Below are 24,873 nucleotides of genomic sequence, written 5' to 3'. Positions count from 1 at the left end.
CCCCGCCCGAAAACCCCGTTGCCCTTTTCCGGCGCCCTACGCTCCGCCCGGAGCCAGCACACCCCGCAGCAGCTCCGCATAGCCCCGGGGGTGCGTGGTGTTGCCGTTGTGGCCGCCCGGGAAGACCCGTATCTCCGTGTCCAGGAGGGCCGCGAGTTCCGTCGCGCACCGGTGGTCGAAGACGGTGGACGGGGTGGCGGTGCCCAGCGCCGGGATGATGCGCGTCCGGGTCCGGGTGAGGGCGTCCACATCGAGGGTGTCCTCGACGATCGCCGTGAAGTCGTGCTCGATGAAGTAGCCGAAGTTGGCCCGCCTGCGCTCGTCCAGGGGTTGCGGAGTCAGGCCCGGCTCCGCGTCACGCCGTGCGAGGTCTATCCCGAGGACCCGCGCCATCTCCGGAAAGACGGCTTCGAGGCCGCCCGTGCGGTAGATGCCCTGCAACCCCTCGAGCTCGGCCACGTGCCGGCCCCGCTCCCCCTCGGGCAGCAGCCGCGGGGCCACCGGCTCGTGCGCGATGAGGGTGCTCACCCGCTCCGGGTGCCGAACGGCCAGGTGCAGGCCGATGACGGCCCCCAGGCTGCACCCGAGCATCATCACCGGCTCGTCGGTGACGGACGCCAGCAGCCGGTGTACGTCTTCGGCGTGCTCGGCCAGCGACGCGGTCCGGCCGGGCTCCTCCGGCCGGCTGCGCGAGAGTCCACGGCGGTCATAGGTCAGTACGGTGAAGGCGTCGGCGAGGTGCGGGACGAGATCCGCCGTGCGGTCGGCGTCCCCCTCCCCGCTCTGCGCGATGAGCAGCAGCGGGCCGGAGCCCTGCAGTTGGTAGTGGATCACGGCACCCTGAACCGGAAGCGTGCCGGTGACGGCGGACTCGACGCTGACAGACATGATCACTCCTTGCTCGCGGCTCCGGACCCCCAGTCCGTCCACTCTCTGCAACCACCCTAACCCATCGAATCAGATACATCAATATAGATGGATCAAAAAAGATACATCTCCTTCGATGCTTCGACGGTTCCGATGTACCGTGCTCCCGTGGACGGAATCGAACTCTTCCTGCTGGGCCGCGCCTTGATGAAGCTCGGCGAAGAGGCCCTGCCCGAGCCCCCCGGCGGCCCGGGACAGTACGCCGGCGGCACCCGCTCCGTCGTGATCGTGGCCGGCGACATCGCCGCGCACCCCGACACCACGGTCGGGGAGACGGCCCAGCGCACGGGCCTCCCGCAGAGCCAGGTCTCCGGGGCCGTCGCCCGCCTGCGCGAGGCCGGCTCCGTACAGACCTCGCCCGACCCGGCCGACCGCCGCCGCACGCTGGTCCGCCAGTCCCCCGGCACCTCCGCGCGCGTGGCCGCCGTACGCGCCGCCGGGGCGTCCAAGGTCGAGGACGCCCTCGCCCGCGCCCTCGGCGAGACCGAAGCAGAACGGCTGCCGGAGCTGACCCGCGCCCTGGAGGTCCTGGCCCGCCACCTGGTCCCCCGCGACACCCACTAACCCGGGGGCCCAGAAGGGGGCAGGCACGACAGGCCCGCCCGCGCCGATACACACACCGTCAGGCGTCGCCCAGCAGCAGCTTCTTCTGCGGCTTGCCCATCGCATTGCGCGGAATCGCCGCCACGAACCGCACCTCGCGCGGCCGCTTGTGCACCGACAGGTGCGCGGCGACGAAGTCCGTCAGTTCCGGACCCGTGACGCCCTCGGCCACCACGAAGGCCACGATCCGCTGCCCGAGATCCGCGTCCGGCAGCCCCACGACCGCCGCCTCGCTCACCTTGGGGTGATCCAGCAGAGCGTTCTCGATCTCGCCGGCGCCGATCCGGTACCCACCCGACTTGATCATGTCGATGGAGGCCCGGCCGACGATCCGGTGTACTCCGTCGGCCTCGTCGACGGCCGCGATGTCGCCCGTACGGAACCACCCGTCCTCCGTATAGGCGGCGGCCGTGGCCTCGGGCCGGCCCAAGTACCCGGAGAACAGCGTCGGCCCGGTGAGCTGGAGCTCGCCGATCTCCGCGCCCGCCTCCGCCGCGATCCGCGTACGGATGCCCCGGATCGGAGTGCCGACCGTGCCGGGCCGCACCTCCCCGCCCGCGCGCCCGCTGACGGTGATCAGCGTCTCGGTCATCCCGTACCGCTCCACGGGCCGCAGCCCGGTCAGCCGCTCCAGGTCCCGGAAGACCGGCGCGGGCAGCGCGGCACTGCCCGAGACGAGCAGCCGCGCCCCGCCCAGCGCGGCGGCGGCCGCCGGCGCCCCGGCGATACGGGACCACACGGTCGGCACCCCGAAGTACAGGCTGCCCCCGGCCTCCGCATAGGCCTCCGGGGTGGGCCGCCCGGTGTGTACGAGACGACTGCCGGTCCGCAGCGCTCCGAGCACCCCGAGGACCAGGCCATGCACATGGAACAGCGGCAGCCCGTGCACGAGGGTGTCCTCGGCGCTCCACTGCCAGGCTTCGGCGAGGGCGTCGAGATCGGCGGCCACGGCTTCGGCGGTGAGGACGACCCCCTTGGGCGGGCCGGTGGTCCCGGAGGTGTAAAGAATCAGCGCCGGCTGCCCGGGGCCCGCCACCACGCCCGCGTCCCCGTCTCCGCGCCGTTCGAAGTCCACGTCGACGAGCACCGCGCCGGAGTCCCGCAGGATGTGCTCCCGCTCGGCGGGCCCCGCGTCGGGCGGCAGCGGTACGAAGGGCACCCCGGCCAGCAGCCCGCCGACGACGGCGGCGACGGTCTCCAGCGAGGCCGTCGCGGTCACCGCGAAGGCGGGCGCCCCGGCGACATCGGCAGCCACGGCCCGCGCCGCGCCGAGCAGTTCCTCATAGGAGGCATCCCGCCCGGCCACCCGCAGGGCATCGGGCCGGTCTCCATACACCCCGGTGAGCGCGGTCAGCACTGATCCCCCTACGGAGTCGATCACCATCAACCGCCCCACCCTAAGACCGCCCACCCCTACCCAGCCCACCCAGCCTCGCCCACCCCGGCCTCGCCCACCCCGGCCTCGCCCACCCCAGCCCCGCCGGCGTGTGAGGCGCGGGGTCCAGGGCGGACCGCCGGGAGCCCGGGCGCAGCCCCGGCTCCCGGCGGTCCGGGCGCAGCCCGGGGAACGGAGGAAGGGCGGGTAGGGGACACACACCCCCAGCCCCCTACCTCAGCGCGTCAGGGGCGCCAAAGGCGCCGGCGCGTCAGATCAACCCCTGCGCCAACATCGCATCCGCCACCCGCTCAAACCCAGCGATGTTCGCCCCGGCCACATAGTCTCCGGCGGAGCCGTACCGCTCGGCGGTCGCGTACGACACCGCGTGGATGTCCCGCATGATCCCCGCCAGCTCCGCCTCGACCCGCTCCGCGCTCCACGCCACGCGCCCCGCGTTCTGCGCCATCTCCAGCGCGCTCACCGCGACTCCGCCCGCGTTCGCCGCCTTGCCGGGCCCGAAGGACACCCCGGCCGCCTGCAGCAGGTGCACCGCCTCCGGCGTGGTCGGCATGTTCGCGCCCTCCGACACCGCCCTGACCCCGTTGGCGATCAGCGTCCGTGCGTCATCGGCGTTCAGCTCGTTCTGCGTGGCCGACGGGAAGGCCACCTCCGCCGCCACGTCCCACACCCGGCCGCCCGGCACGAACCGCGCCGACGGCCCGCGACGCTGCGCGTACTCGCTCACGCGCCCGCGCTCGACCTCCTTGATCTGCTTCAGCAGCGCGAGATCGATGCCCTTCTCGTCCACCACGTACCCCTGCGAGTCGGACGCGGTCAGCGGGTTCGCCCCCAGCTGCTGCAGCTTCTCGATCGTGTACAGCGCCACGTTGCCCGAACCGGAGACAACGGCCGTCAGCCCGTCGAGCGACAGCCCCTTGACCGCCAGCATTTCGGCGGCGAACAGCACGCTGCCGTAGCCCGTGGCCTGGGGGCGGATCAGCGAGCCGCCCCAGCCCTGGCCCTTGCCGGTCAGGACGCCGGCCTCCCAGCGGTTGGTGATGCGCCGGTACTGGCCGAAGAGGTAGCCGATCTCGCGGCCGCCGACGCCGATGTCGCCCGCGGGGACATCCGTGTGCTCACCAATGTGACGGTGGAGCTCGGTCATGAAGGACTGGCAGAACCGCATGACCTCGGCATCGGACCTGCCGCGCGGGTCGAAGTCGCTGCCGCCCTTGCCGCCGCCGATGCCGAGCCCGGTCAGCGCGTTCTTGAAGATCTGCTCGAAGCCGAGGAACTTCACGACGCCGATGTCCACGGACGGGTGGAAGCGCAGGCCGCCCTTGTACGGGCCCAGCGCGCTGTTGAATTCGACGCGGTAGCCACGGTTGACGTGGACGCGACCACGGTCGTCCTGCCACGGCACCCGGAAGATGATCTGCCGCTCCGGCTCGGTGAGCCGCTCCAGCAGGGCCACACCCGGTTCCGCGTACTCGGGACGTGCTGCGAAAACGGGGGCCAGGGTGTCCAGGACCTCCCGTACGGCCTGGTGGAACTCGGGCTGGGCGGGGTTGCGGCGCTCGATGTCGCCGCGCAGCGCGTCCAGCCGGCCCTGCGGGTCCTTGGGGTCCGTCACGGTCTGTTCCTCCTGGTGTCTACGCCGGGACCGGCTCCGAGATGCGGCTCGGAGCTCCGGACCAGACTTCCGCATCGCGGAATCCATTATCCGAACACAGCCCCAGCCGGAGGGTACCCCGCCCACCGACCACGACCACGAGCCTTTCCGGCCTGCTCGGCTCGGCCCCTACTCCACCGTGGACCACTCGGCTCCCACTCCACCATGGACAGAACCAGGAGCAAGGACGTAGACAGGCCGCATGGACATCGCACGGCTCGCCGCCCTCGTCGCCGCGACGCTCACCACGGGCCTGATGGCCGGCCTCTTCTTCGCCTTCGACGTCTCGGTGATGCCGGCCCTCAAGCGCTCCGACGACCGAACCCTCGTCTCCGTCATGCAGCGCGTGAACACCTCCATCATCAATGGCTGGTTCATGCTGGCCTTCCTGGGCGCGCTCCTCTTCACCGGCCTCGCCCTGGCCCTCCACCTGCCCGCAGGCGAGCACGCGCCGCTCCCCGCGCTGACGGGCGCCCTCGTCCTCTACGTGCTCGCCGTCGTGGTCACCGGCCGGGTGAACATCCCGCTCAACAACGCCCTGGAGGCGGCCGGCCCCGCCGAGCGGATCGCCGATCCGGCCGCCGTGCGCGCGGCGTTCGAGACGAAGTGGGTACCCGCCAACCGCTGGCGTACCGCCCTGTGCACGGCCGCCCTGGCCTGCCAGTCCTGGGCCCTCCTGGCGACAGCCGCCTAGCCCGTCAGCGACCGGCCCCGGCCGCCGCCGACGCCGCCGCCGCCCCTGTCGCCCGCCCGTACAGTACGAGCGCCCGCGCCAGGGCGGTCAGCGCCGCCGCGCAGAGCAGGGTGCGCACGATGTTCGCCGTCTCCCAGGTGCCCTTGAACTTCTCGACGACCGAGAAGTCGGTCAGCTTCGCTGCGTCACCCAAGTCGGCGAGCTCGTTGTTGAGCGGGATGTTGACCGCGAAGGTGACGACGAGCACGACGAGGTACGCCGCCGCGGCCACCGCCGCCCACAGAGCGACCGCACGGCGCCCCGCCCGCGCCTCGACGAACGCCGCCGCGAAGGCGGCGAGCAGCGCGACGACGAAGACCGTCCCGAAGAGCGGGTTGCCGTCGATGACGGCGTTGAAGCTCTGCATCGCCGTGACGTACGTACGGTCGTCGGTCTTCGCCAGTCCCGGCATCACCGAGACGTCGAAGGCGAAGAACAGCCCCGCCATCAGGCCGACCAGTACGGTCGACAGTACGAGCAGTGCGGTGGAGAGTCTGGTGCCGGTGGATCCCATCAGCTGTGCCCCCGTAAGTCCGAAACCCGAAACCCGAAATCCGAAACCTGAAACGCGGGAGGCTCCCACCGCCCCCCGACGGCTGTTGATCGTGCCACCGCCCACCCCATCGGGCCAGTGAACCTTCGGTGCCGCCCAGCCGCCGCCAACTCACATGTAACGCACACGTAGGCTGCGCGAATGAGCACACCCGTGAAGTCCCTCCACCTCGCCCCGGTCACCCCCGACAACTTCGCCTCCGTCTGCGCGCTGTCGGTCCGCCCCGACCAGGAGCACCTCGTCTCCCCGGTCGCGAAGTCACTGGTGGAGGCGGACGCCCACGGGGAGACGGCCTGGCCCCGGGCGATCGTCGACGGCGACGAGGTCGTCGGCTTCGTGATGGCCTTCCTCGACATCGCCTGGAGCCCGGCCGAGGACCCCCACGACATCCGCTCCGGCCTCTGGCGCCTGAACATATCGGCCGCCCACCAGTCCAAGGGCTACGGCCGCTTCGCGGTCACGGCGGTCATCGCCGAACTCCGCCGCAGAGGCGCCTCCCACGCCTACGTCACCTGGCACCCGGGCCCCGGCACCCCCGAACCCTTCTACCTCGCCCTCGGCTTCCGCCCGACGGGCGAAGAGAGCGACGGCGAAACCGTGGCCGTCCTGGACCTCCGGACTCCCTGACCTCCGGCTCCGCCCCCTACCCCGCGGCCGCGGCCGCGGCCGCGGCCCCCGCCCCCGCCCGGTATTCCCGCGGGCTGACCCCCCGTACCCGCTTGAAGGCCGTCGAGAGCGCGAACGCCGAGCTGTAGCCGACCTGGTGGGCGACCGAGGCGAGCGTCGCGGACGGGTCGCGCAGCAGGTCAGCCGCCAGGGCCAGCCGCCAGCCCGTCAGATACGACATCGGGGGTTCGCCGACCAGCTCGGTGAAGCGGCGGGCCAACGCGGCCCGCGAGACGCCGACTTTGCGGGCCAGCAACTCCACGGTCCAGCCGTACGCGGGGTTCTCGTGCAGCAGCCGCAGCGCCGGACCGGTGACCGGGTCGTTCTCGGCGCCGCCCCGCTCCGCGAGCCAGCCGCGTACGACGCCGATCAACAGCAGGTCCAGCAGCCGGTTCAGAACGAGCTCCTGGGCCGGCTCCGTACGGGAGATCTCGACGCCCAGCAGCCCGACCAGCGTCGGGTCCACCGGGCCGACCAGCACCGGCGGAAGCGCGGTGAGCAGGCGGCTGCCGATCTCGCCCGGGTCCTGGTAGGTGCCGCTCAGCAGCACCGCCGAGCCCGCCGCCGCGCCCCAGGTCCGTACTCCCAGGGCCATGGAGTCGGACACGTCCTCCCCGCCGTCCACCCTGCTGCACCGCTGGTCCGGACCCACCCTGATCTGCGGGGGCGTGTCCTTGGCGTCGGCGAGGGTGTACGGACCCGGTCCCCGCACCAGGACCGCCTCACCCGGCGCGATGAGCACCGGCTCGCCCCCGTCCGGCATCAGCCACGCCGATCCGTGCACCATCGTCATCACCGACAGCGGGGCCCGGTCCTCGATCCGGACCGACCAGGGCGGGTCGAACGCGCACTTGATGAGGAAGGCGGATTTGGCTTTGGGGCCTTCGAGCAGAGCCGTCAGCGTGTCCATCGGCCCATTCTCCCCACCCGGCCCCCGCCCGCCCACTCCCCGCCCGCCGGCTCCCCACTCGACGACTCCCCAACCGCCCGCTCTCGAACGGCCCATTGCCTACACGTCCCAGACCCCGCGAGCCGCCGCCTCCCGCGCGAAGTCCGCGAAGTCCCGCGGCCCCCGGCCCAGCACTTCCTCGACCCCGTCCACCAGGTGCGCGTTGCGCCCGTCCGTGATCAGCGTGAACAGCTCCACGAACTCCTCCGGCAGCCCGTTCTCCCGCAGCACCTCCCGGTAGGCCTCGGTCGAGACCGGGACGTACGAGATCTCGCGCCCGGTCGCCTTCGACAGTTCGGCCGCGATCTCGGAGAAGCTGAGCAGCCGCGGGCCGGAGAGCTCGTACGTCCGGCCGATGTGCCGGTCGTCGGTCAGCGCGGCCACCACCACGTCGGCGATGTCCTCGACGTCGACGAACGGCTCGACGCAGTCGCCCGTCGGCAGGGCGATCTCGCCGGCGAGCACCGGCTCCAGGAAGAAGCTCTCGTCGAAGTTCTGGTTGAACCAGGCCGCGCGCACCACCGTCCAGTCGGCCCCGGACTCCTTCAGCGCCTCCTCGCTCCGCTGCGCCGCCTCCTCGCCGCGCCCCGAGAGCAGCACCAGGCGGCGCACCCCGGCGGCCACCGCGACCCGGGCGAAGGCTCCGACCTGCTCGGCGGCGCCGGGGAAGCCGAGGTCGGGGTAGTACGTGACGTACGCGCGGTCCACGCCTTCGAGGGCCGGTCCCCAGCCCTCGGGCTCGTTCCAGTCGAAGGCCGGCTCACCGGAGCGCGACCCGATGCGGACCGGACGGCCCAGGGCGGTGAGCTTCTCGGCCACGCGCCGGCCTGTCTTGCCCGTGCCGCCGATGACCAGCGTGCGGAGGTCGGTGTCGTTCTGCGTCTGCTGCGTTGTCTTCGTCATGGGGACCAGTCAACTCCCCCGGCATGAGACGGAACATCGCCGAGAAGCTCAACCGCATACGCGCGCGTCCACGGGCCCTCGCCCCCTCCTCCGGGCGGCGGCTCCCCTACCGCCCGTCGAGCGTGTGCTTCACGAGCGCGTTGGCGTGCCCGTGCCCGATCCCGTGCTCGCTCTTGAGCCAGGCGACGAGTTCCATGTGCTTGGTCAGCGGCGAGGCGCGGATGAGCTCCTGCCACTCCGCGATCGGACGGCCGTACTTCTTCTCGATGGAAGGGAAGTAGCTGGCGGGGCCCTTCACCGGCTCGGTCATCACGGTCCTCTTCCTCACGTTCCTGACGTTCCCGATGTTCCTGCGGTCGGCATACGAAAGGTAGACCCGGACCTCCGCCAAAACTCGTCGGTCCCACCGCGAAAATGTCGGATGATCTCCGCATGATGTGGACCGAGCGCACCGTCACCCGAGCCGGCGTCCGCCTGACCTGCCGCGACTGGAACTCCCGCCACCCCAACTCCGCACCCCCCGTCGTCCTCCTCCACGGCCTCGCGGGCCACGCGGGCGAATGGGACGCCACCGCCGCACACCTGGCCCCGCACCACCGCGTGGTGGCGGTGGACCAGCGGGGTCACGGAGCCAGCGAGCGCCGTCCCGCCGACGTCTCCCGCGCCGCGTACGTGGCGGACGTGCGGGCCGTCTGCGAACAGCTCGGCGTGCACCGCCCGGTGTTGGTGGGCCAGTCGCTCGGCGGCCACACCGCGATGCTCACCGCCGCCGCCCACCCGGACCTCGTACGGGGCCTCGTGCTGGTCGAGGCGGGCGCCGCCCGCGCCGACCCGGGCACTCCGGACGAGATCGGCGGCTGGCTGGACTCCTGGCCGCTCCCGTTCCCCACCCTCGCCGAGGCGCGCACCTATCTCACCGGTCAGGGGCTGAACGGCGATGCCTGGGCGGCGGGCCTGGAGCAGCGCGTCGACGGCTGGTACCCGCGCTTCGAGCGCTCGGTGATGGTCGCGGCCATCACCGAGGCGGTGCTCGCCGCGGGCACCCGCGACTGGTGGCCGCAGTGGCGCGCGGTCCGGTGTCCCACCCTGCTGATCATCGGGGAGAAGGGCATCATCCCGCCCGAGGAGTCCGTCCGGATGCTCGAGTCGGCTGAGGCAGCTGAGTCGGCCGCCGCGGGCGGCCCGTCCACCCTGACGACGGCGGTCTCCGTCCCGGGCTCCGGCCACGACGTCCACCTGGACCGCCCCGCGGTCGTGCACGCCCTGCTGTCCGCGTTCCTCACGGAGTTCCGATCGTAGTTCCGGTCGTAGGTCCGGCAACCGGGTGGCCGTAGTGACCCCCGTTCGACGGCGTCGTTCACCAGGACATGATCAAGCGCATCGTCACCACGGCCCTCATCGCCGGTACCGCGGCCCTCGCCGTCGCCGCCCCCGCCATGGCCGCCGAGCCGCCGCTCGCCGACGCCGTCACCAGCACCGTTGCAGACGCTCCCCGGGACACGCAGGACATCACGGGCCTGGTACCCGGCCAGGCCGGCGACGACCTGACCGACTTCTCGGGCGCGTTCGACGCGTTCACCGCGGGCAACGCCCGGCAGACCGTCTCCAACGGCTGACCCGCACGCTCACCCCGGACCCCCGAACCGCCCCCGGTTCGGGGGTTCGTCACGTCCCGCCACCTCGAGTACGCCTACTGCGCCCACCGCACCTACGGTGCGTACCGCGACCTTGCTCAACCACAGGTCAATCAATATGATCACATTGCGGTATGACCACGACGAAGACCCTCTACCTGCTCTGCTCCGCCGCCCCGCCCGTCTTCGACGTGGCCCGTGTCATCGAGGACGCCCAGTCCCGAGGCTGGGACGTCTGCCTCGGCCTCACCCCCACCGCCGCCCACTGGCTTTCCGGCAGCCTCGACGGTCTCGCCGCGCTCACCGGCCATCCCGTCCGCTGGCAGTACAAACTGCCCGGGGAGACCGACGTGTGGCCGACGGCCGATGCCCTGCTCTTCGCCCCGGCCACGTTCAACTCCGTCAACGCCTGGGCCCTCGGTCTGACCGACCGGTTCGTCGTCGGGGTCGCCGCCGAGGCCATCGGCAAGGGCACCCCCGTCGCCACCATGCCCTGCGCCAACGCCGCCCTCGCCGCCCACCCGCAGTTCGACCAGTCCCTGGCCGTCCTGCGCGCCGCCGGCGTCTCGGTCCTCTTCGGCGAGGGCGGATTCGTCCCCGGCCCGGCCGGCCCGGACGCCCCGGCGCACTTCCCCTGGGCTGCGGCCCTGAACGAGGTGGACCGCACCACGGCATCCGCCGCCTAGGCCGGGGCCGCCGCTACTCCCCCGTGGTCCCGTCGATCGCCTCGCGCAGCAGGTCCGCGTGCCCGTTGTGCCGGGCGTACTCCTCGATCATGTGGGCCAGTACGTAGTGCAGGGAGTAGTCCTGGTCCCCGTAGGAGCCGGTCACGTCCAGGGACTCGGCCGCGTCCACGATCTCCCGCGAGCGCGCGCAGGTGTCCTCCCAGATCTTGAACGACCCGGCGACATCGGCGTCGTCCACGTGGAACTCGGTCCACTCCCCCGCCTCGTTCTTCGGGAAGTACCCGCGCACGTCCTCGCCGCCCACGACGTTGCGGAACCAGCCGCGCTCCACCTCCGCGAGATGCCGTACCAGTCCGAGCAGACTCAGCCCCGACGGAGCCACCGCCCTGCGCCGCAGCTGCTCGTCCGACAGGCCGGCGCACTTCATCATCAGGGTGTCCCGCTGCCACTGGAGAACGCTGGTCAAGGTGGCCCGTTCGTCGCCCACCAGCACGGGCGGGGTCCGCTGTTCATCGATCATCGGGTGATGATCACAGCCCTGCGGCGGCCCGCGCGCGGCCATTTCACATCCTGGTCGCCCCGTCCACGGGCCGGCCCGTCAGCCCGGCCACCTTCTCCGGGTTCACCTGCAACCGCAGGTTCACGACCCGCCCGTTCACCGCGTCCAAGTCGTAGGTCAGCGCCGCGCACGCGACTCCTCCGTACACGAACACCACCGACTCCTCCCCGTTGACCTGCGCGGACTCCAGGGTCACCGCCTGCAGCGAGGGCTTGGCCAGCATCCCCAGCAGCCAGCGCGCCACGTGGTCGGCCCCGTGCAGCGGCCGCCGGGCCGCCGTCACCTTGCCGCCGCCGTCCGACCAGGCCGTCACCTCGGGGGCGAGCAGTTCCATCACCGCGTTCAGGTCCCCGCCCGCACACGCCGCCAGGAACCGCCGGGTCACCTCACCGCGCTGCCCCGGCTCGGTGGCGAACCGCGGCCGCCGGGCCTGTACATGGGCCCGTGCCCGGTGCCCGGTCTGCCGTACGGTCGCCTCCGCGCGGTCCAGTACCCCCGCCACCTCCGCGTACGAGTACCCGAACACCTCCCGCAGCACGAACACGGCGCGCTCCAGCGGGCTCAGGCTCTCCAGCACCACCAGCATCGCGGTCGACACCGTCTCGGCCATCTCCGCCACCTCCGCGCCATCGGCCACCGTCGGCAGGGGCTCGGTCAGCAGCGGCTCGGGCAGCCACGGCCCGATGTAGGTCTCACGGGCGGCGCGGGCGGAGGTGAGCCGGTTCAAGGACAGATTGGTGACCGTGCGCACCAGATAGGCCCGCGGGTTGAGGACCGCCGACCGGTCCGCGCGGTCCCAGCTCAACCACGCGTCCTGGAGGACGTCCTCGGCGTCGACGACGCTGCCCAGCATCCGATAGGCGACGTCGAACAGCAGCCGCCGATGGGCGGTGAAGGGACCGAGTGCATCGAAGGAAGCTCCCGGGAGGTGCTCAGCAGTGCTCACGAACGGTCATGCTGCCGCCGCCCCCGCGGCTTCCGCAAGCGCACCCGCCCCGGCCGCGCTGCTCGCGTACGTCGGAGCCCAGCCCAGCTCACGCTTCGCCTTGGTGTTCGACAGTCGTAGATCCGTTCCCATGATGGTGTGCGCGAGCGGGGCCGGCTTCAGCACCCACATCGGTACGGTCATCGGCGCTGGCGCCCCGAACGCCGCGGCCACCGCCCGCATGTGCGCGTCCCACCCCAGCGGCTCGTCGTCGACGATGTTGTACGCCTGCCCGGGCAGCCCCGACTCCACGCCGGCGACCACGGCGTTCGCCGCGTCGGCCACGTCGACCCAGCTCAGCGCCCGCCCCTTGGCCGCCACCACCGGCAGGGCACGCTTGCGCAGCATCGGCACCACCTGTCCATCGGTGATACCGGCCCCGTAGAACAGCCCGAAGCGCAGGCTCACTCCCTCGATCCCGTCGGCGGTGAAGGCCAGCTCCTCCTTGGTCCGCATCGCGCCCACGTGCCGCTCCAGCCAGACGTTCGCCCCCTGCGGCCCGAAGCCGTCGTCCTCACCGAGCACGGCCCCGCCGTGGTCCCCGTACCCGTAGCCGAACATCATCGACTCCACGACGAACCGCCGCGCCCCGGTCTCCCGCGCGGCGGCCAGCAGGTTGACGGTCCCCTCGGTGCGCAGGGCGTTCGTCCCCGCCATGTCCTGGTGCCGGGCCATGGTCTTCCCCGACAGGGCCGTGGCCGCGTGCACCACCACGTCGAAGCCGAGCCCGTCGACGGCGCGCAGCAGGCCTTCACGGTCGAGCAGGTCGGCCCGTACGTCCATCCCGGCGCCCCGGCCGAGACCGGCGACCTCGTGCCCGGCCGCGCGCAGAGCCCGTACCGCCTGCTGCCCCAGGACCCCGCTCGCACCCGCCAGTAGAACCTTCATGGCCGTCTCCTTCTTCGCTCGCTCTTCGCTCTGTCATCCATGGGACAGACGGGAGGCCCGGAACGTGACACGGCACAAAAGAGACCTGGGTCACAGAGAGCGGAAGAAGGCCCGGACGTCACCCACCAGCAGCTCCGGAACCTCCATCGCGGGGAAGTGCCCGCCCTTCTCGTACGAGGTCCAGCGCACGATGCGGTCGGTCCGCGCGGCGATGTGCCGCAGCGGCACGAAGTTGTCCCGGGGGAAGTCGGCGAGTGCGGTCGGGGTGCTCGACACCTCGGGCGCCGCGCCCTGGTAGTCGGCGTGGGCACGCTCGTAGTAGATGCGGGCGGCGGAGCCGGCGGTCCCGGTCAGCCAGTACAACGTCACGTTGGTCAGCATCTGATCGCGATCCACGGGACTGCGCGGGTCCGCCCACTCCGTGAACTTCTCGCCGATCCAGGCGAGCAGCCCGACCGGCGAATCGTTCAGCGCGTACGCGAGCGTCTGCGGCCGGGTCGCCTGGATGTCGGCGTAGCCCTGCCGCTCCCGCGCCCAGACCCGGTAGCGCTCCCAGGAGGCGAGCGTGCGCTCCCGCTCGGCCGGGCTCAGCGCGGCCAGCTCCTCCGGCCGGGGCTCGGCGGTGGCCCCGCCGCCCGGGAGCAGGTTCAGGTGCACCCCGCGCACGTTCCCCGGCCGGATCCGCCCCAGCTCCCGCGAGACGGCAGCGCCCCAGTCGCCGCCCTGGACCCCGTACTCCTCGTACCCGAGCCTCTCCATCAGCACACCGAAGGCCCGCGCGACCCGCTTGAACTCCCACCCCCGCTCGGTGGTCGGCCCGGACAGGGCGAAGCCGGGGATGTGCGGCAGCACCAGATGAAAGGCGTCAGCCGGATCCCCACCATGCGCCCGCGGATCCGTCAGCGGACCGGCGACCTTCTGGAACTCCACGAAGGAACCCGGCCAGCCGTGGGTCATGAGCAGCGGCGTCGCGCCCGGCTCGGGCGACCGCAGGTGCGCGAAGTGCACCCGTGCCCCGTCGATGACCGTGGTGTACTGCGGCCATTCGTTCAACCGCGCCTCGGCGGCCCGCCAGTCGTAGCCGGTCCGCCAGTACCCCGCGAGCTCACGGAGCTCCCCGAGCGGCATCCCGTACGCCCGGCCCGCCCCCGGCAACTCATCGGGCCACCGCGCCAGCTCCAGCCGCCGCCCCAGATCGTCCAACTCCGACTGCGCCACGTCCAGCCGGAACGGCGCCGCCCACTGCCCCACATCACTCATGCCCTCACACCTTCCACCCACGGCCGACCACACCCACCCACACCCCGCCCCACACCGTTAACGCCGTTAATGCCCGCCCCACCACCAAGCCCGACACCCCTCCAGCGTTAACGCCGTTAATGCCCCCGCCCACGACCACGCCCCACACCCCCCGGCGTTAACGGCGTTAATGCCCCCGCCCCCACCACGCTCCACACCCCCCGGCGTTAACGCCGTTAATGCCCCACGCCACCACCACGCCCCACACCCCCTCGGCGTTAACGGCGTTAATGCCCCCGCCCCCACCACCGAGACGCACGCCCCTCAGCGTTAACGCCGTTAATGCCCGCGCCCGCCCCACGGCCCACGCCACCGATGCCTACGCCCCTCCGGCGTTAACGCCGTTAATGCCTCGCGCGCCGCCCCGCCGGCGCCCCCACCCCACGGCCAAGGCGTTAACGCCGTTAATGCCTGACTACCCCCGCTCACCCACCCGCTCCGCCACCAGCAGCCCGAGCCCGTCGAGGATCCGCTCCAACCCGAAGTCCAGCGCCTGGTCCTGCCCGCCGGCCTCCGCCACAGAGGCCAACGCGGCCCCGAGCGCCGGGTACTTCTCCCCGTGCACCCGCATCACTTCCCCGAGCACCGACGTCAGCTGCGCGTCCGGCCCCTCCCCCGCGGCCCCGCCCGCCATCGCACGCTCCTGCTCCGCGATCCCGCGTACGTGCCCCGACACCAGCACCACCGCGTCGATCGCCTCGGCCCCCGTCAGCCCGCACCCGTCGAGCGCGGCGAGCGCCCGCTCCATCCACCCGACCTCGACCGGCCCCATCACCCGCGCCCCGACCGTCGCCTCCAACAGCCACGGATGCGCCCGGAATCCGGCCAGCAGCTCCCGCGCCCACGCCGCGAGCCGCTCACGCCAGCCCTCCCCCACCGGACGGCTCTCCCCCACCGGACGGCCGTCCAGTACCGAGGAGTCCGGCATCGCGGCCTCCACCATCAGCGAGACCAGTTCCGCCTTGCCCGGCACGTACCGGTACAACGCCATCTTCGTGACGGCCAGCCGCCCGGCCACTCCCTGCATGGATACCCCGGCCAGCCCCTCGGCGTCCGCGAGGGCGACCCCCGCGCCGGCGATCCCCTCCAGCGTGAGCCCCCGTTTGGGCCCGCGCGCGGGCTTCACCGGCGGCCCCCAGAGCAGCCGCACGGCCGCGCCCCACTGCTCGTCCGCGTCCGTCATCGAATCCCCTCGCACTCCACCCACCACAAAACTGCGTCTACCGTACACGTTAACGGCGTTAATGCCGGTCCGGCGTTAACGCCACCCCCACCCACTCCCCACCCACCTCCCCACCCGCCTTCCCCACCCACCGCGTTAACGCCGTTAATGATCCACTTCCATAAAAAGTACTGGTCGACTGGTTTTCTTCAGGACCATCTGCCTAGATTGGACCTGGCCGAACCACGGTGACCACTCCCCCGTTTCCGCCCAACTACCGCGACCCCGAGGAGAACCCGCATGGCGAGGGCCAGACAGGAACGAGCCGAGATCACCCGGCAGGCGATCCTCGACGGCGCGGCCATCGCCTTCGACCGGACCGGTTTCCACGGCACCAGCCTGACCGACGTGGTCGGGCACGCCGGCGTCACCAAGGGCGCCCTGTACTTCCACTTCTCGTCCAAGGAAGCCATCGCCCGGACCTTGATGGACGAGCAGTTCCAGATCTCCGAAGGCATGCCCTCCATTGCGGAGCCGGGCCTCCAGACCGCCATCGACCTGACCCACCGGATGGCGTTCGGCCTCCGCTCCAACGTCCGGGTCCGCGCCGGCATCCGCCTGGTCATCGAGTTCGGCTCCTTCACCGACCCGGACCCGAGCCCGTACAACACCTGGATCGACACCTGCCGCAGCTGCCTGACGCCGGCCCAGGAGCGCGGCGACGTCCTGCCCTCGGTCGACGCCCACAGCCTGTCGACCATGCTCGTCGCCGCGTTCTCCGGCATCCAGGTGACCTCACACGTACGCACCGGCCGCACGGACCTGCACGCCCGGGTCATCGACCTGTGGAACTTCCTGCTCCCGGGGATCGTGCCCGCGGAGCGCATCTCCCGCTTCGACCCGGCCGGCTCGCCCGAGTGCCGGTCCGAACTGCACCTGTCAGCCGCGGCCTCTGCTCCGACCTCAGGCTCTGCTCCGGCCCCGCACTCTGCTCCGACCCCAGGCTCTACTCCGGCCCCGCACTCCGCTCCGGCCCCGCACTCCGCTCCGGCCCCGCACTCCGCTCCGGCCCCGGACTCCTCCCCGGCCGCAACCGTCTGACGATGCATCCAGGGCCGCCTCGCACACGCCGTGGTGAACCACGGGGGTGCTCACCACGGCGCGTGCGAGGCCGCCCTGTCCCAACAACCCCGCCCCCGCCTGGCAGGCGATTCCGGGGCCGATCCACACCACTTCGTTAGCAAAACTCAAGCGTGGCGCCCACAACCACCCTTGAACGTTAGTAAAGTCCCTCGCATGACTTCGCCCTCATCACCGAGCGACCGTGAGAAGGTCGTCTCCAAACTCCCTCCGTGGCTGCGCCAGGAGCTCAAGATCCGCACCGCCCAGCTGCGGGTGGACATCCAGGACGCCGTCCACCAGGGCATCGCCCACTGGAGCGCGCTCGCCTCCTCCCCCTCCCCCGTCGACACCTCCGGCGCCGAATCCTTCTCCACCTGGCTGCCCGCCGGCCAGTGGGAGTCCTTCCGCACCGACTCCAAGCACCGCGGCGTCTCCCTCATCCAGGGACTCGCCCAAGCCGTCTCCCTCTGGCTGGAGATGAACCCGGCCCCCACCGTGAAGCGGCCCTCGGTCGTCCGCCGCATCGTGGTGTGCAACCAGAAGGGCGGTGTCGGCAAGACAGCCATCACCGCCGGCACCGGCGAAGCCCTCGCCGAGGACCCCGACAGCCTCCACCCGGTCCGGGTGGCCCGCCAACTGGCCCGGCTCTCGGCCGTCGAGGACGGAGACGAGACGGGCCAGGAGGCCACGGCGTCCGCCCCGCCCGTCGACCTGGAAGACTTGCCCGGCCTCGGCATGCGCGTCCTGCTCGTCGACTTCGACCCCCAGGGCCACCTCACCAAGCAGCTCGGCCGGCAGCCGCTGCCCATCGGTGGCGACAGCCTCACCTGCCACATGGCGGGCGAGGCCAAGGGCCCCCTCGCCGACCTGATCGTCCCCATCCCGGACGAGAAATTCGGCGACCGCCTCCACATCCTCCCGGCCTGCACGGACGCGTTCCTCCTCGACGTCCGCCTCTCCACGGTCCGCGCCCGCGAGGCCGCGCTCGAACGGGCCCTCGCCCCCGTCGAGGCCGACTACGACGTCATCCTCATCGACTGCCCGCCGAGCCTCGGGCTCAGCATGGACGCCGCCATCTACTACGGCCGCCGCCGCGACGCCGAACAGCCGGGAGCCTCCGGCGCGCTGATCGTGGTCCAGGCGGAGGACTCCTCGGCGGACGCCTACGACCTCCTGACCTCCCAGATCAACGACCTCCGCGACGACCTCAGCCTCGACATCGACTACCTCGGCCTCGTCGTCAACCTCTACGACGGCCGGCGCGGCTACATCGCGACCTCTTCCCTCCAGGCCTGGATGGACATAAAGGATCCGCGCGTGGTGGCCATCGTCCCCGACCTCAAGGAACAGCGCGAAGCGGTCCGCGTGAAGCAGCCGCTGTTCGTCTACGCACCCAAGGGCGAGCAGGCGGTCGCCCTGCGCGCCCTCGCAAGGGAGATCTCATGAGCAAGGCCGACAAACTCGGAGTCTCGAGCTCCTTCGCCCGCGCCCAGCCCGTAGGCGTCAGTTCCCGCCGCGCGGCCATCGCCGAAGCCACCGGCGCCCCCACCTCCGGTGTGGTCCCGCCGTCGGAGGTGCCGATCGAGGCGCTCGCCCACAACCCCTTCAACCTCCGCGAGGACCTCACGGAGCTCGAAGAGCTGGCCGCGTCCCTCACGGTCCGGGGCCAGCTCCAGCCCCTGGCGGTCGCCACCCGCATGGCCTTCATGGAGGCCCACCCCGGCAACACCGACGGCCTGGGCCGCGCCCCGTACGTGGTCATCGACGGCAACCGTCGCCTGGCGGCGGCCCACCGCGCAGGCCTTCGCACCATCCAGATCCACGTCAACGACTCCCTCGCCTCCTCCGCGGCGGACATCCTGGAGTCGGCGCTCATCGCCAACGTCCACCGCGTCGACGTGGCGCCCATGGACCAGGCCCGCGCCCTTCAGGAGCTCGTCGAGGTCCACGGCTCCCAGGCCCAGGTCGCCAAGCGCCTCGGCAAGACCCCGGCCTGGGTCTCCCAGCGCCTGACCCTCCTGAACCTCACCCCGGAGCTCCAGGACAAGGTGGAGACCGGCGAACTCAAGGTGGAACCGGCCCGCCGCATCGGCCGCCTCCCCCAGGAAGACCAGGCCTCCGCGGCAGAGGAAGCCGTTAACGCCGTTAACCCCCCACGCCAACGCACCCGCCCCACCCCGGCCCCCGAGCCCTCGCCGTCCCCCTCCTCTTCCCCTACCCCCGGGCCCTCCCCCCGCCGCATCACCATCACGGCGGACTCCCCGGACACCATCGCGGACGCCCTCACCGCCCACCTGACCCCGGACGACCTGAAGGCAGTAACAGAGCTGCTCCTGAGCCGCATCTAACCCACACCAGACCCGAACCCCACCCGACACGAAGGGGGCGTTGGCCCGGTCGGACCACCACACCCCCACGTGTGTTTCACGTGCGTTCCATGGTGCGGTTCGCATAAGCTGCGCCTGGAGGTGCCCATGCCCAACGCGCACGAAAACGAACAGACCACGCTCTTCGCCGCGGTCGACGCCCTTTTGGAAGAGGCCGCGGCACAGGACGCCCTCCCGCACCCGGTCGAGCGCAAGCGCCTCCGCGAGGCCGCGGGCCTGAGCCAGGACCAAATCGCCCAGGCCCTGGCCGTCCGCCGCGAAACGGTCACCTCCTGGGAAACCGGCCGCACGGCCCCCCGCCCCCCCAAACGCGCCGCCTACGCCCGCCTCCTCAACGGCCTGGCAGACCTCCACGGCATTAACGCCGTTAACACCCCACAGCCCACAGCAGAGCAGCCCTCCACACCGCAGATCGCGGCAGAGCAGGCTGCCGCACCGCAGGCTGCGGCCCCTGCCCCCGCCACCCCGCAGGCCCGCGCCGAAGGCGCCGGGCCCACCCCCAACGGCGCCGCACCCATTAACGCCGTTAACGCCGGCCCCGAGGCCGCACCCCCGCAACCGGGGCCTGGGGCGGAGCCCCAGTTTCGCGAAGGGGCGGGTAGGGGAACAGCCCCGCAGGGCCCCACCCACCCCCACCCCACGCCCACCACCCCCCACCCCCAGACGGGAGCGGGCACAGGCGCGGCCCCGTCCAAGGCCACCCCCCGAACCACTCCCCGCACGGGCTCCGCCCCCAGGACCGCCCCACCCCTCCTGGAAGGCAACGGCCCCCTAGCCGTCCTGGACGGCACAGGAAAGGCCCACGCCGCCGGAGGCACGGTCCTCACACCCCCCACCACCCTCCCCGCACTCATCGAGTGGGCCCTCACCCCCGCCGCCAACCTCCGTTCCCCCCGCCTCCACCGCAACGGCAAGGACGGCGACCCCCTCCTCGTCCTCACCCCCGCCGCCACCGAGGCACTCGGACTCCCCCTGGTCCTGGAAGACCGCCGCGGGCTGCGCCTCCCCGACGACCACCCGGTCATCAAGCAGCTCACCAAATCGAAATGGCAGCTGACCCGGCGCGGCTTCGGCCCCTGGCCGCGCATCTACCGCCCCGCCACCCCCACCACCGGCCGCCAGTGCGTCCAGCTCGCGATCCTCCCCTGGGGCGCCCTCGACCCCCGAGCCTGGGGCGAGCAGACCGCGGACCTCCCCGCACCGGAACTCGCCGAGCTGCTCACCTCGTACGCGACCCGCGTCCTCACCCCCCGCGGCTCCACCGCCGTCTCGGGCCTGGAGCTGATGACGGCGCTGCGGCCGCCCACCCGCGCCGCCCGCGACGAGTCCACGAACACCTGGGTCTCCGCCCCGGTCCCCGGCTCCCTCACCCGCCCCGTCGATCCCGCTCCCCCGGAGGCCCCCGACGAGCACCCGGTCGTCGCGGCCCTCTATCCCCGCTCCCACCAGCGCACGCCGGACCAGGTCCTCGACGAAGAGGCGTACGACTGGATCCGCGACCCCCAGCTCCTCACCGACGCCGAGTGCACCCGCACCCACGCCGTCGGCATCGACGTGAACATGGCCTTCGCCGCCGCCGCCAACCGTCTCCTCGTCGGCACCGGCCCCACGGTCCACACCGACGGCCCCCGCTTCGACCCGAAGCTCCCCGGCTGCTGGCTGGCCGACCTCTCCGCCGAAGCCGCTGCCCTCGACCCCCGCCTCCCCAGCCCCTTCACCCCGCACGGCCGCCCGCCCACCGGCCCCGCCTGGTACGCCACTCCGACCCTCGCCTACGCCCAGGAGCTCGGCCTCACCGTCCAGGCGACCGAAGCCTGGCTCCGCCCGGACCACGGCCCGTACCTCGACGCCTGGTACACCCGCCTGCGCGACGCGTACATGGCGACGATGGCCGAACTCGGCGTCCACACGTCCCTCACGGACTCCGCTTTCCTTCAGGCGATGGCGGAGTACAAGGACGACCCCGACCACCCCCTCCCCCAGACAGCGGTCCTCTCCGCGATCAAGTCCACCGTCAAGGGCGGCATCGGCAAGCTCCGCGAACGCCCGCAGGGCGCCGGCTACCGTCCCGGCGAAAGCTGGCCCGCCCTCGAACGCCCCACCTGGCGCCCCGACATCCGCGCCGCCGTCATCTCCACCGCCCGCGTCAACATGCACCGCAAGATGCAAAAGCTCGCGACAGCGGCCGACCTGTACCCCATCGCCGTCCTCTCCGACTGCGCGGTCTACCTTTCGGACGGCCCCAGCCCCCTGGACTTCCTCCCCCGCACCCCCGAGGGCAAGCCCCTGCCCGGCGGCTTCCGCCTGGGCGTCAGCCCCGGCATGGTCAAGCACGAGGGCACCCAACCCCTCCTCTGGGCCGTTCAGCTCCTCGACGAACGCCACAACCCCGCCCGCCACATCAAGGGCCACGACGCCGCGGCCGACGGAGAGTAAGAGCCACCCATGTCCGAGATCAGCGACAGCCTCGACCGCGCCGACGAGCAGAACTTCACCCGCCCCATCCCCAAATCGGCGGGCGCCCAGATCCGTTACCTCGTAAAACAGCTCAAATCGACGAAGGCCGTAGCGGACCTCCTCGCCATCTCCCGGCGCACCGTCGAGCGGTACGTGAAGGACCAGATCAAGCAGCCCAAACCGGCCCTCTCCGCCCGCCTGGAGCGCGAGGTACGCCGCCGCTGGCAGCCCCTCGTCCGCAAGCGGGCCCGCGCCAAGGCCGCGAAGCAGACCGGCCTCGTCATCGAGACCCGCGCCCGCTTCGGCTTCAGCGCCGCCCCCGGCACGACCGACGACGGCCGGATGCGGCGCATCACCCAGCATCTCCCCCCGGAGTACGCCTCCCGCCTCTTCACCGCCCATGAGGCCGGAGCCACCGAAGCCCAGCTCCGCGGCATCACCGCCGAAGGGCTCCAGGAGATCTACTTCAAGGACCACGGCGCCCGCGCCCAGGGCCTCCTCGTCGAGTTCACCGACATCGACTACGTAGAGCTCAATTTCTAAGGCAGCAAACCCCCAGACGCCCCCCTGAGCCCCTCAGGAACCACAAAGGGCCCCGGAGTACTCCGGGGCCCCCACAAGCTCCTGAGCACCCCTCAGAAGCCCTACAAACACCACCTACTCAGCCAACCGCGTGCAGCGCCCTACGCCGCTTCGATTCGGCCGCCTTCTTCGCGTCGGCCTGAGCCGCCCGCTTCTTGCGCTGCTCGGCGAGCTGGTCCTGATACGCCGCCACCGCCCGGTGGTAGCTGGCCACATAGCCCCGCGCGTCCAGCCGCTCCTCCGAGTCCATCTCGTTGACGGCCGCGACCGCATCCTCGAACGAGGTGTACCCGGCGAGCATCGGGTTGATCTGGTAGACCCCGTTCCGGATCTTCCTGACCAACTTCGCGAGCTCCAGGCTCCGCAGCGCGGCGTTCACGCTCGGCCGGCTCAGGTCCAGCATCCCGCCGACCGTCGCCTGGTCGATGAGGATCCGCCCGCCCGGCTCACTGAGCGAACGCAGCTTCAGCAGTACCCGGTAGGCCGCCGGCGGCAGGTCGAGGTCGGAGAGCAGCCCGTCGGCGTTGACCGCGGCGAATCGCAAGGTGCTCACTGAGCCGTCCCTTCTCCCGTGCGCTTCGTCCGGCTCACCCGACGCGCAGCGCGCTCTCTTGCCCGTTCGGCCCGCAGTTCCGCGATGGCCTGCCTCATGTGATCCAGCGAGGGAAAGCGCACCAAGTCCGGCAGGCTCGTATCGCTACGAATCTGCGAGATGGTCCCGTGCTGCTCCACCTTCACGAACTCACCCGTCATCTCGGTACCCGGGATGAACTCCGCCACCCGGTAACTGTAGGGCGGGTTGAACTGATACACACCCCGCCGCACCTTGAAGACGATCCCATGAGACATCACCGTGTGCAGAGCTTCCGACGTCTTCGTCCGGCTGACATCCAGGATGGTAGCCATCTCCTCCTGGGTAAGTGGAATCCGCCCCCCCGCCCGCTGACAGGCGATGAGCAGCAGGATCAGCCGCAGAGGCAGCGCTTCCCTGAAGTACTGGGCGATGACGAGGAAGAACTCGAGGCTGTCCATCGAGAACGCATTCGGCTGATTCTCGGTCCCGTAGAACTCCAGCGGCTTGCGCTCGCCGTCCAGGGTCAGCTTCCGCGTCGGATACCGCTTCGCGAGGCTGTCCAGATCCTTGACCGGAGCCAGGGGCTGACTCCACGCGGAGATCGCGTCGTCCACCGGCAGATCGGGACGCGGGGTCCCTACCGGATTGCCCCGGCGGCGCTGTGGCTCTGATGACACGAGGCTGCTCTCCACTCCGTTGATCTGCGGAGATCAGTATGTCAACAAGGGTGACACAAGTGTCACGCTCGTTGACGTTCGGCGTGTCTTGTGTCCCCTCACAGGTGACATATCTCAGCCACACCGTTCCCCGACCCTCCTCCCGACGCTCCCGCGCCAACCCCACCCGCCCCGCCACCAGTTAGTCGGCACACCTCCCCCCATACGTCAGCCCCCCTGACGTTTTAGCGCATATTACGTCAGCACCAATGACATTTTGCAGCCGTTGTGTCCCCCTAGCAGCGACACAACCCCCGAGATATGTCCCTCCTGAGGGGACATATCTTTTCCCCCGCACCCCCTCTGACCTGCGACAACGCATCTCCGTACCTTCTATAGGCCGGTGGTCGCTCCCGCCCAGGCCTTGAACGCCGTCTCAACCAGCACGCAAGACTCCCCTGAAGCCCCAAAAACAAGCCCCTCCCCAACGCCCGAACCCTCACCACAACCCCCCAGCCACAACCCCGCAGAATCTGACTGATTCCCATCTCTATCCACACCAAATTTTGAATCAACCCCCTCACGCAACCCTTAACGCCGTTAACACCCCAAACACCCAACCCCTGTTAACGGCGTTAAGACCACACCCGAAACCCCAGCTCAAGAGCCCCCAGACCAACCCACACCACACAACGCCCGACCAACCACCCTTCACCACTGCGAAGGCCACACCCCACCTCAAAGGACACATCCAAACCCCCCAAGAATGCCTGTGGCTGATTCCAATCAGCCCAAAGCAAACACAGAGAAACTGCTCCAGCTCGAAACGAGCAGGGCTTCGGCACCCCTAGGCCACGTTGGTCCATAGCCCGCGGGCTACCTCCTAGAAAGGGAGGCCCTGAGCCACGAAGAGGCCCGTCTGAGTACAGAGGGGACAGTCCGAGGCCGGCAACGTTTCGGTACCCCTTGGGGGCTGTTGGCCCCCAGTCCTACTGGGGATCGCAAGGTCACCTTCCTGTATGGGAAACCCCGCGCTGTGAAGCAGCCTCGCCTGAGCGCAGCGAGGGCGTTCCTTTCTCCAGCGCGCAGCGCTGGAGAACTCGTGGGGGGGGCCAACGGCCCCCCCCACGGAGCGAAGCGGAGGGGTGCCTCCCCTTTCAGCGGAGGCCCTGGCCCGCGAAGCGGGCCGCCCGAGCGCAGCGAGGGCGCTCCCTCCCCAGCGCGCAGCGCTGGGGAACCCGTGGGGGCCAACAGCCCCCACCCCGGAGCGAAGCGGAGGGGTGGCTCCCCGAAGGGGAGGCCCTGGCCCGCGAAGCGGGCCGCCCCCGGAGCGAAGCGGAGGGGTGGCTCCCCGAAGGGGAGGCCCTGGCCCGCGAAGCGGGCCGCCCCCGGAGCGAAGCGGAGGGGTGGCTCCCCGAAGGGGAGGCCCTGGCCCGCGAAGCGGGCCGCCCGAGCGCAGCGAGGGCATTCTCTCCTCAGCGCGCAGCGCTGAGGTACC

The 24,873-nt window shown here is 71.3% G+C and carries 25 protein-coding genes; 11 read left to right on the top strand and 14 right to left on the bottom strand.

Annotated elements, in window-relative coordinates; translation table 11 throughout:
* Positions 1-36: 36 nt before the first annotated feature.
* Positions 37-888, bottom strand: coding sequence for an alpha/beta fold hydrolase (locus tag AC3IYI_RS42405; protein WP_489412303.1), 852 nt, complete (start codon positions 886-888; stop codon positions 37-39).
* A 147-nt stretch (positions 889-1,035) separates the two neighbouring features.
* On the opposite strand from AC3IYI_RS42405, the gene AC3IYI_RS42400 reads away from it, so the two are divergent.
* Positions 1,036-1,491 carry a MarR family transcriptional regulator gene (locus tag AC3IYI_RS42400; protein ID WP_489412302.1) on the top strand — a complete coding sequence of 152 codons (456 nt, stop codon included), beginning with the start codon at positions 1,036-1,038 and terminating at the stop codon, positions 1,489-1,491.
* Positions 1,492-1,549: 58 nt separating this feature from the next.
* Here AC3IYI_RS42400 and AC3IYI_RS42395 read toward each other — a convergent pair whose 3' ends face one another.
* Positions 1,550-2,914, bottom strand: a complete 1,365-nt coding sequence (locus AC3IYI_RS42395) for an AMP-binding protein (protein ID WP_489412436.1) — start codon at positions 2,912-2,914, stop codon at positions 1,550-1,552.
* A 262-nt stretch (positions 2,915-3,176) separates the two neighbouring features.
* A complete protein-coding gene (gdhA, locus tag AC3IYI_RS42390; protein ID WP_489412301.1) occupies positions 3,177-4,541 on the bottom strand; it encodes an NADP-specific glutamate dehydrogenase in 1,365 nt (454 codons plus the stop codon).
* Positions 4,542-4,782: 241 nt separating this feature from the next.
* Here gdhA and AC3IYI_RS42385 point away from each other — a divergent pair, with 241 nt between their 5' ends.
* Positions 4,783-5,274, top strand: coding sequence for an anthrone oxygenase family protein (locus AC3IYI_RS42385; RefSeq protein WP_489412300.1), 492 nt, complete (start codon positions 4,783-4,785; stop codon positions 5,272-5,274).
* A 4-nt stretch (positions 5,275-5,278) separates the two neighbouring features.
* On the opposite strand, the gene AC3IYI_RS42380 is transcribed toward AC3IYI_RS42385, so the two are convergent.
* Positions 5,279-5,827 carry an anthrone oxygenase family protein gene (locus AC3IYI_RS42380; RefSeq protein ID WP_489412299.1) on the bottom strand — a complete coding sequence of 183 codons (549 nt, stop codon included), beginning with the start codon at positions 5,825-5,827 and terminating at the stop codon, positions 5,279-5,281.
* 180 nt (positions 5,828-6,007) lie between these two features.
* Between AC3IYI_RS42380 and AC3IYI_RS42375 the strand changes: the two genes are divergently transcribed.
* The gene (locus AC3IYI_RS42375) at positions 6,008-6,493 is read left to right on the top strand and encodes a GNAT family N-acetyltransferase (protein WP_489412298.1); all 486 of its coding nucleotides are present in this window, start codon (positions 6,008-6,010) and stop codon (positions 6,491-6,493) included.
* Between the two features lie 16 nt (positions 6,494-6,509).
* Here AC3IYI_RS42375 and AC3IYI_RS42370 read toward each other — a convergent pair whose 3' ends face one another.
* From AC3IYI_RS42370 to AC3IYI_RS42360, 3 genes are all read right to left on the bottom strand, one after another.
* The gene (locus tag AC3IYI_RS42370) at positions 6,510-7,442 is read right to left on the bottom strand and encodes an AraC family transcriptional regulator (RefSeq protein ID WP_489412297.1); all 933 of its coding nucleotides are present in this window, start codon (positions 7,440-7,442) and stop codon (positions 6,510-6,512) included.
* Positions 7,443-7,541: 99 nt separating this feature from the next.
* Positions 7,542-8,384, bottom strand: a complete 843-nt coding sequence (locus tag AC3IYI_RS42365) for an NmrA family NAD(P)-binding protein (protein ID WP_489412296.1) — start codon at positions 8,382-8,384, stop codon at positions 7,542-7,544.
* A gap of 106 nt (positions 8,385-8,490) precedes the next feature.
* A complete protein-coding gene (locus tag AC3IYI_RS42360; protein ID WP_489412295.1) occupies positions 8,491-8,694 on the bottom strand; it encodes a DUF4287 domain-containing protein in 204 nt (67 codons plus the stop codon).
* A gap of 122 nt (positions 8,695-8,816) precedes the next feature.
* On the opposite strand from AC3IYI_RS42360, the gene AC3IYI_RS42355 reads away from it, so the two are divergent.
* From AC3IYI_RS42355 to AC3IYI_RS42345, 3 genes are all read left to right on the top strand, one after another.
* Positions 8,817-9,683 (top strand): alpha/beta fold hydrolase, encoded by an 867-nt coding sequence (locus AC3IYI_RS42355; protein ID WP_489412294.1) that lies wholly within the window; start codon positions 8,817-8,819, stop codon positions 9,681-9,683.
* Positions 9,684-9,751: 68 nt separating this feature from the next.
* Positions 9,752-10,000 (top strand): hypothetical protein, encoded by a 249-nt coding sequence (locus tag AC3IYI_RS42350; protein ID WP_243336397.1) that lies wholly within the window; start codon positions 9,752-9,754, stop codon positions 9,998-10,000.
* A 152-nt stretch (positions 10,001-10,152) separates the two neighbouring features.
* A complete protein-coding gene (locus AC3IYI_RS42345) occupies positions 10,153-10,704 on the top strand; it encodes a flavoprotein (RefSeq protein WP_489412293.1) in 552 nt (183 codons plus the stop codon).
* A 13-nt stretch (positions 10,705-10,717) separates the two neighbouring features.
* On the opposite strand, the gene AC3IYI_RS42340 is transcribed toward AC3IYI_RS42345, so the two are convergent.
* From AC3IYI_RS42340 to AC3IYI_RS42320, 5 genes are all read right to left on the bottom strand, one after another.
* Entirely contained in the window at positions 10,718-11,224 is a 507-nt protein-coding gene (locus AC3IYI_RS42340; RefSeq protein ID WP_489412292.1) for a DinB family protein, read from the bottom strand.
* A gap of 43 nt (positions 11,225-11,267) precedes the next feature.
* Positions 11,268-12,209, bottom strand: coding sequence for an RNA polymerase sigma factor SigJ (gene sigJ / locus AC3IYI_RS42335; protein ID WP_489412291.1), 942 nt, complete (start codon positions 12,207-12,209; stop codon positions 11,268-11,270).
* Between the two features lie 6 nt (positions 12,210-12,215).
* Positions 12,216-13,136 (bottom strand): NAD-dependent epimerase/dehydratase family protein, encoded by a 921-nt coding sequence (locus tag AC3IYI_RS42330; protein ID WP_489412290.1) that lies wholly within the window; start codon positions 13,134-13,136, stop codon positions 12,216-12,218.
* A 90-nt stretch (positions 13,137-13,226) separates the two neighbouring features.
* Positions 13,227-14,396: an epoxide hydrolase family protein gene (locus AC3IYI_RS42325; RefSeq protein WP_489412289.1), complete on the bottom strand. Its 1,170-nt coding sequence runs from the start codon at positions 14,394-14,396 to the stop codon at positions 13,227-13,229.
* Positions 14,397-14,850: 454 nt separating this feature from the next.
* Complete coding sequence (locus AC3IYI_RS42320) at positions 14,851-15,618, bottom strand: TetR/AcrR family transcriptional regulator (RefSeq protein WP_489412288.1); 768 nt, start codon at positions 15,616-15,618, stop codon at positions 14,851-14,853.
* Between the two features lie 279 nt (positions 15,619-15,897).
* Here AC3IYI_RS42320 and AC3IYI_RS42315 point away from each other — a divergent pair, with 279 nt between their 5' ends.
* The 5 genes from AC3IYI_RS42315 to tpg all read left to right on the top strand — a co-directional run bounded on the left by AC3IYI_RS42315 (position 15,898) and on the right by tpg (position 22,106).
* Positions 15,898-16,698: a ScbR family autoregulator-binding transcription factor gene (locus AC3IYI_RS42315; protein WP_489412287.1), complete on the top strand. Its 801-nt coding sequence runs from the start codon at positions 15,898-15,900 to the stop codon at positions 16,696-16,698.
* Positions 16,699-16,893: 195 nt separating this feature from the next.
* On the top strand, positions 16,894-18,165 hold the full coding sequence (locus AC3IYI_RS42310; protein WP_489412286.1) for a ParA family protein: 1,272 nt from the start codon (positions 16,894-16,896) through the stop codon (positions 18,163-18,165).
* A complete protein-coding gene (locus AC3IYI_RS42305) occupies positions 18,162-19,067 on the top strand; it encodes a ParB/RepB/Spo0J family partition protein (protein WP_489412285.1) in 906 nt (301 codons plus the stop codon). The genes AC3IYI_RS42310 and AC3IYI_RS42305 overlap by 4 nt, the downstream gene beginning before the upstream one ends.
* A 126-nt stretch (positions 19,068-19,193) precedes the next feature.
* Entirely contained in the window at positions 19,194-21,542 is a 2,349-nt protein-coding gene (gene tap, locus AC3IYI_RS42300; protein WP_489412284.1) for a telomere-associated protein Tap, read from the top strand.
* 9 nt (positions 21,543-21,551) lie between these two features.
* Positions 21,552-22,106: a telomere-protecting terminal protein Tpg gene (tpg, locus tag AC3IYI_RS42295; protein WP_243336387.1), complete on the top strand. Its 555-nt coding sequence runs from the start codon at positions 21,552-21,554 to the stop codon at positions 22,104-22,106.
* Positions 22,107-22,224: 118 nt separating this feature from the next.
* On the opposite strand, the gene AC3IYI_RS42290 is transcribed toward tpg, so the two are convergent.
* Positions 22,225-22,698: a MarR family transcriptional regulator gene (locus AC3IYI_RS42290; protein WP_243336386.1), complete on the bottom strand. Its 474-nt coding sequence runs from the start codon at positions 22,696-22,698 to the stop codon at positions 22,225-22,227.
* Positions 22,695-23,333 carry a helix-turn-helix domain-containing protein gene (locus AC3IYI_RS42285; RefSeq protein ID WP_239516702.1) on the bottom strand — a complete coding sequence of 213 codons (639 nt, stop codon included), beginning with the start codon at positions 23,331-23,333 and terminating at the stop codon, positions 22,695-22,697. Before AC3IYI_RS42285 ends, AC3IYI_RS42290 begins: the two co-directional genes overlap by 4 nt.
* Positions 23,334-24,873 lie beyond the last annotated feature (1,540 nt).

This window comes from Streptomyces sp. GL_148, assembly GCF_057834205.1.
This window is presented reverse-complemented; position numbering and strand designations above follow the sequence as displayed.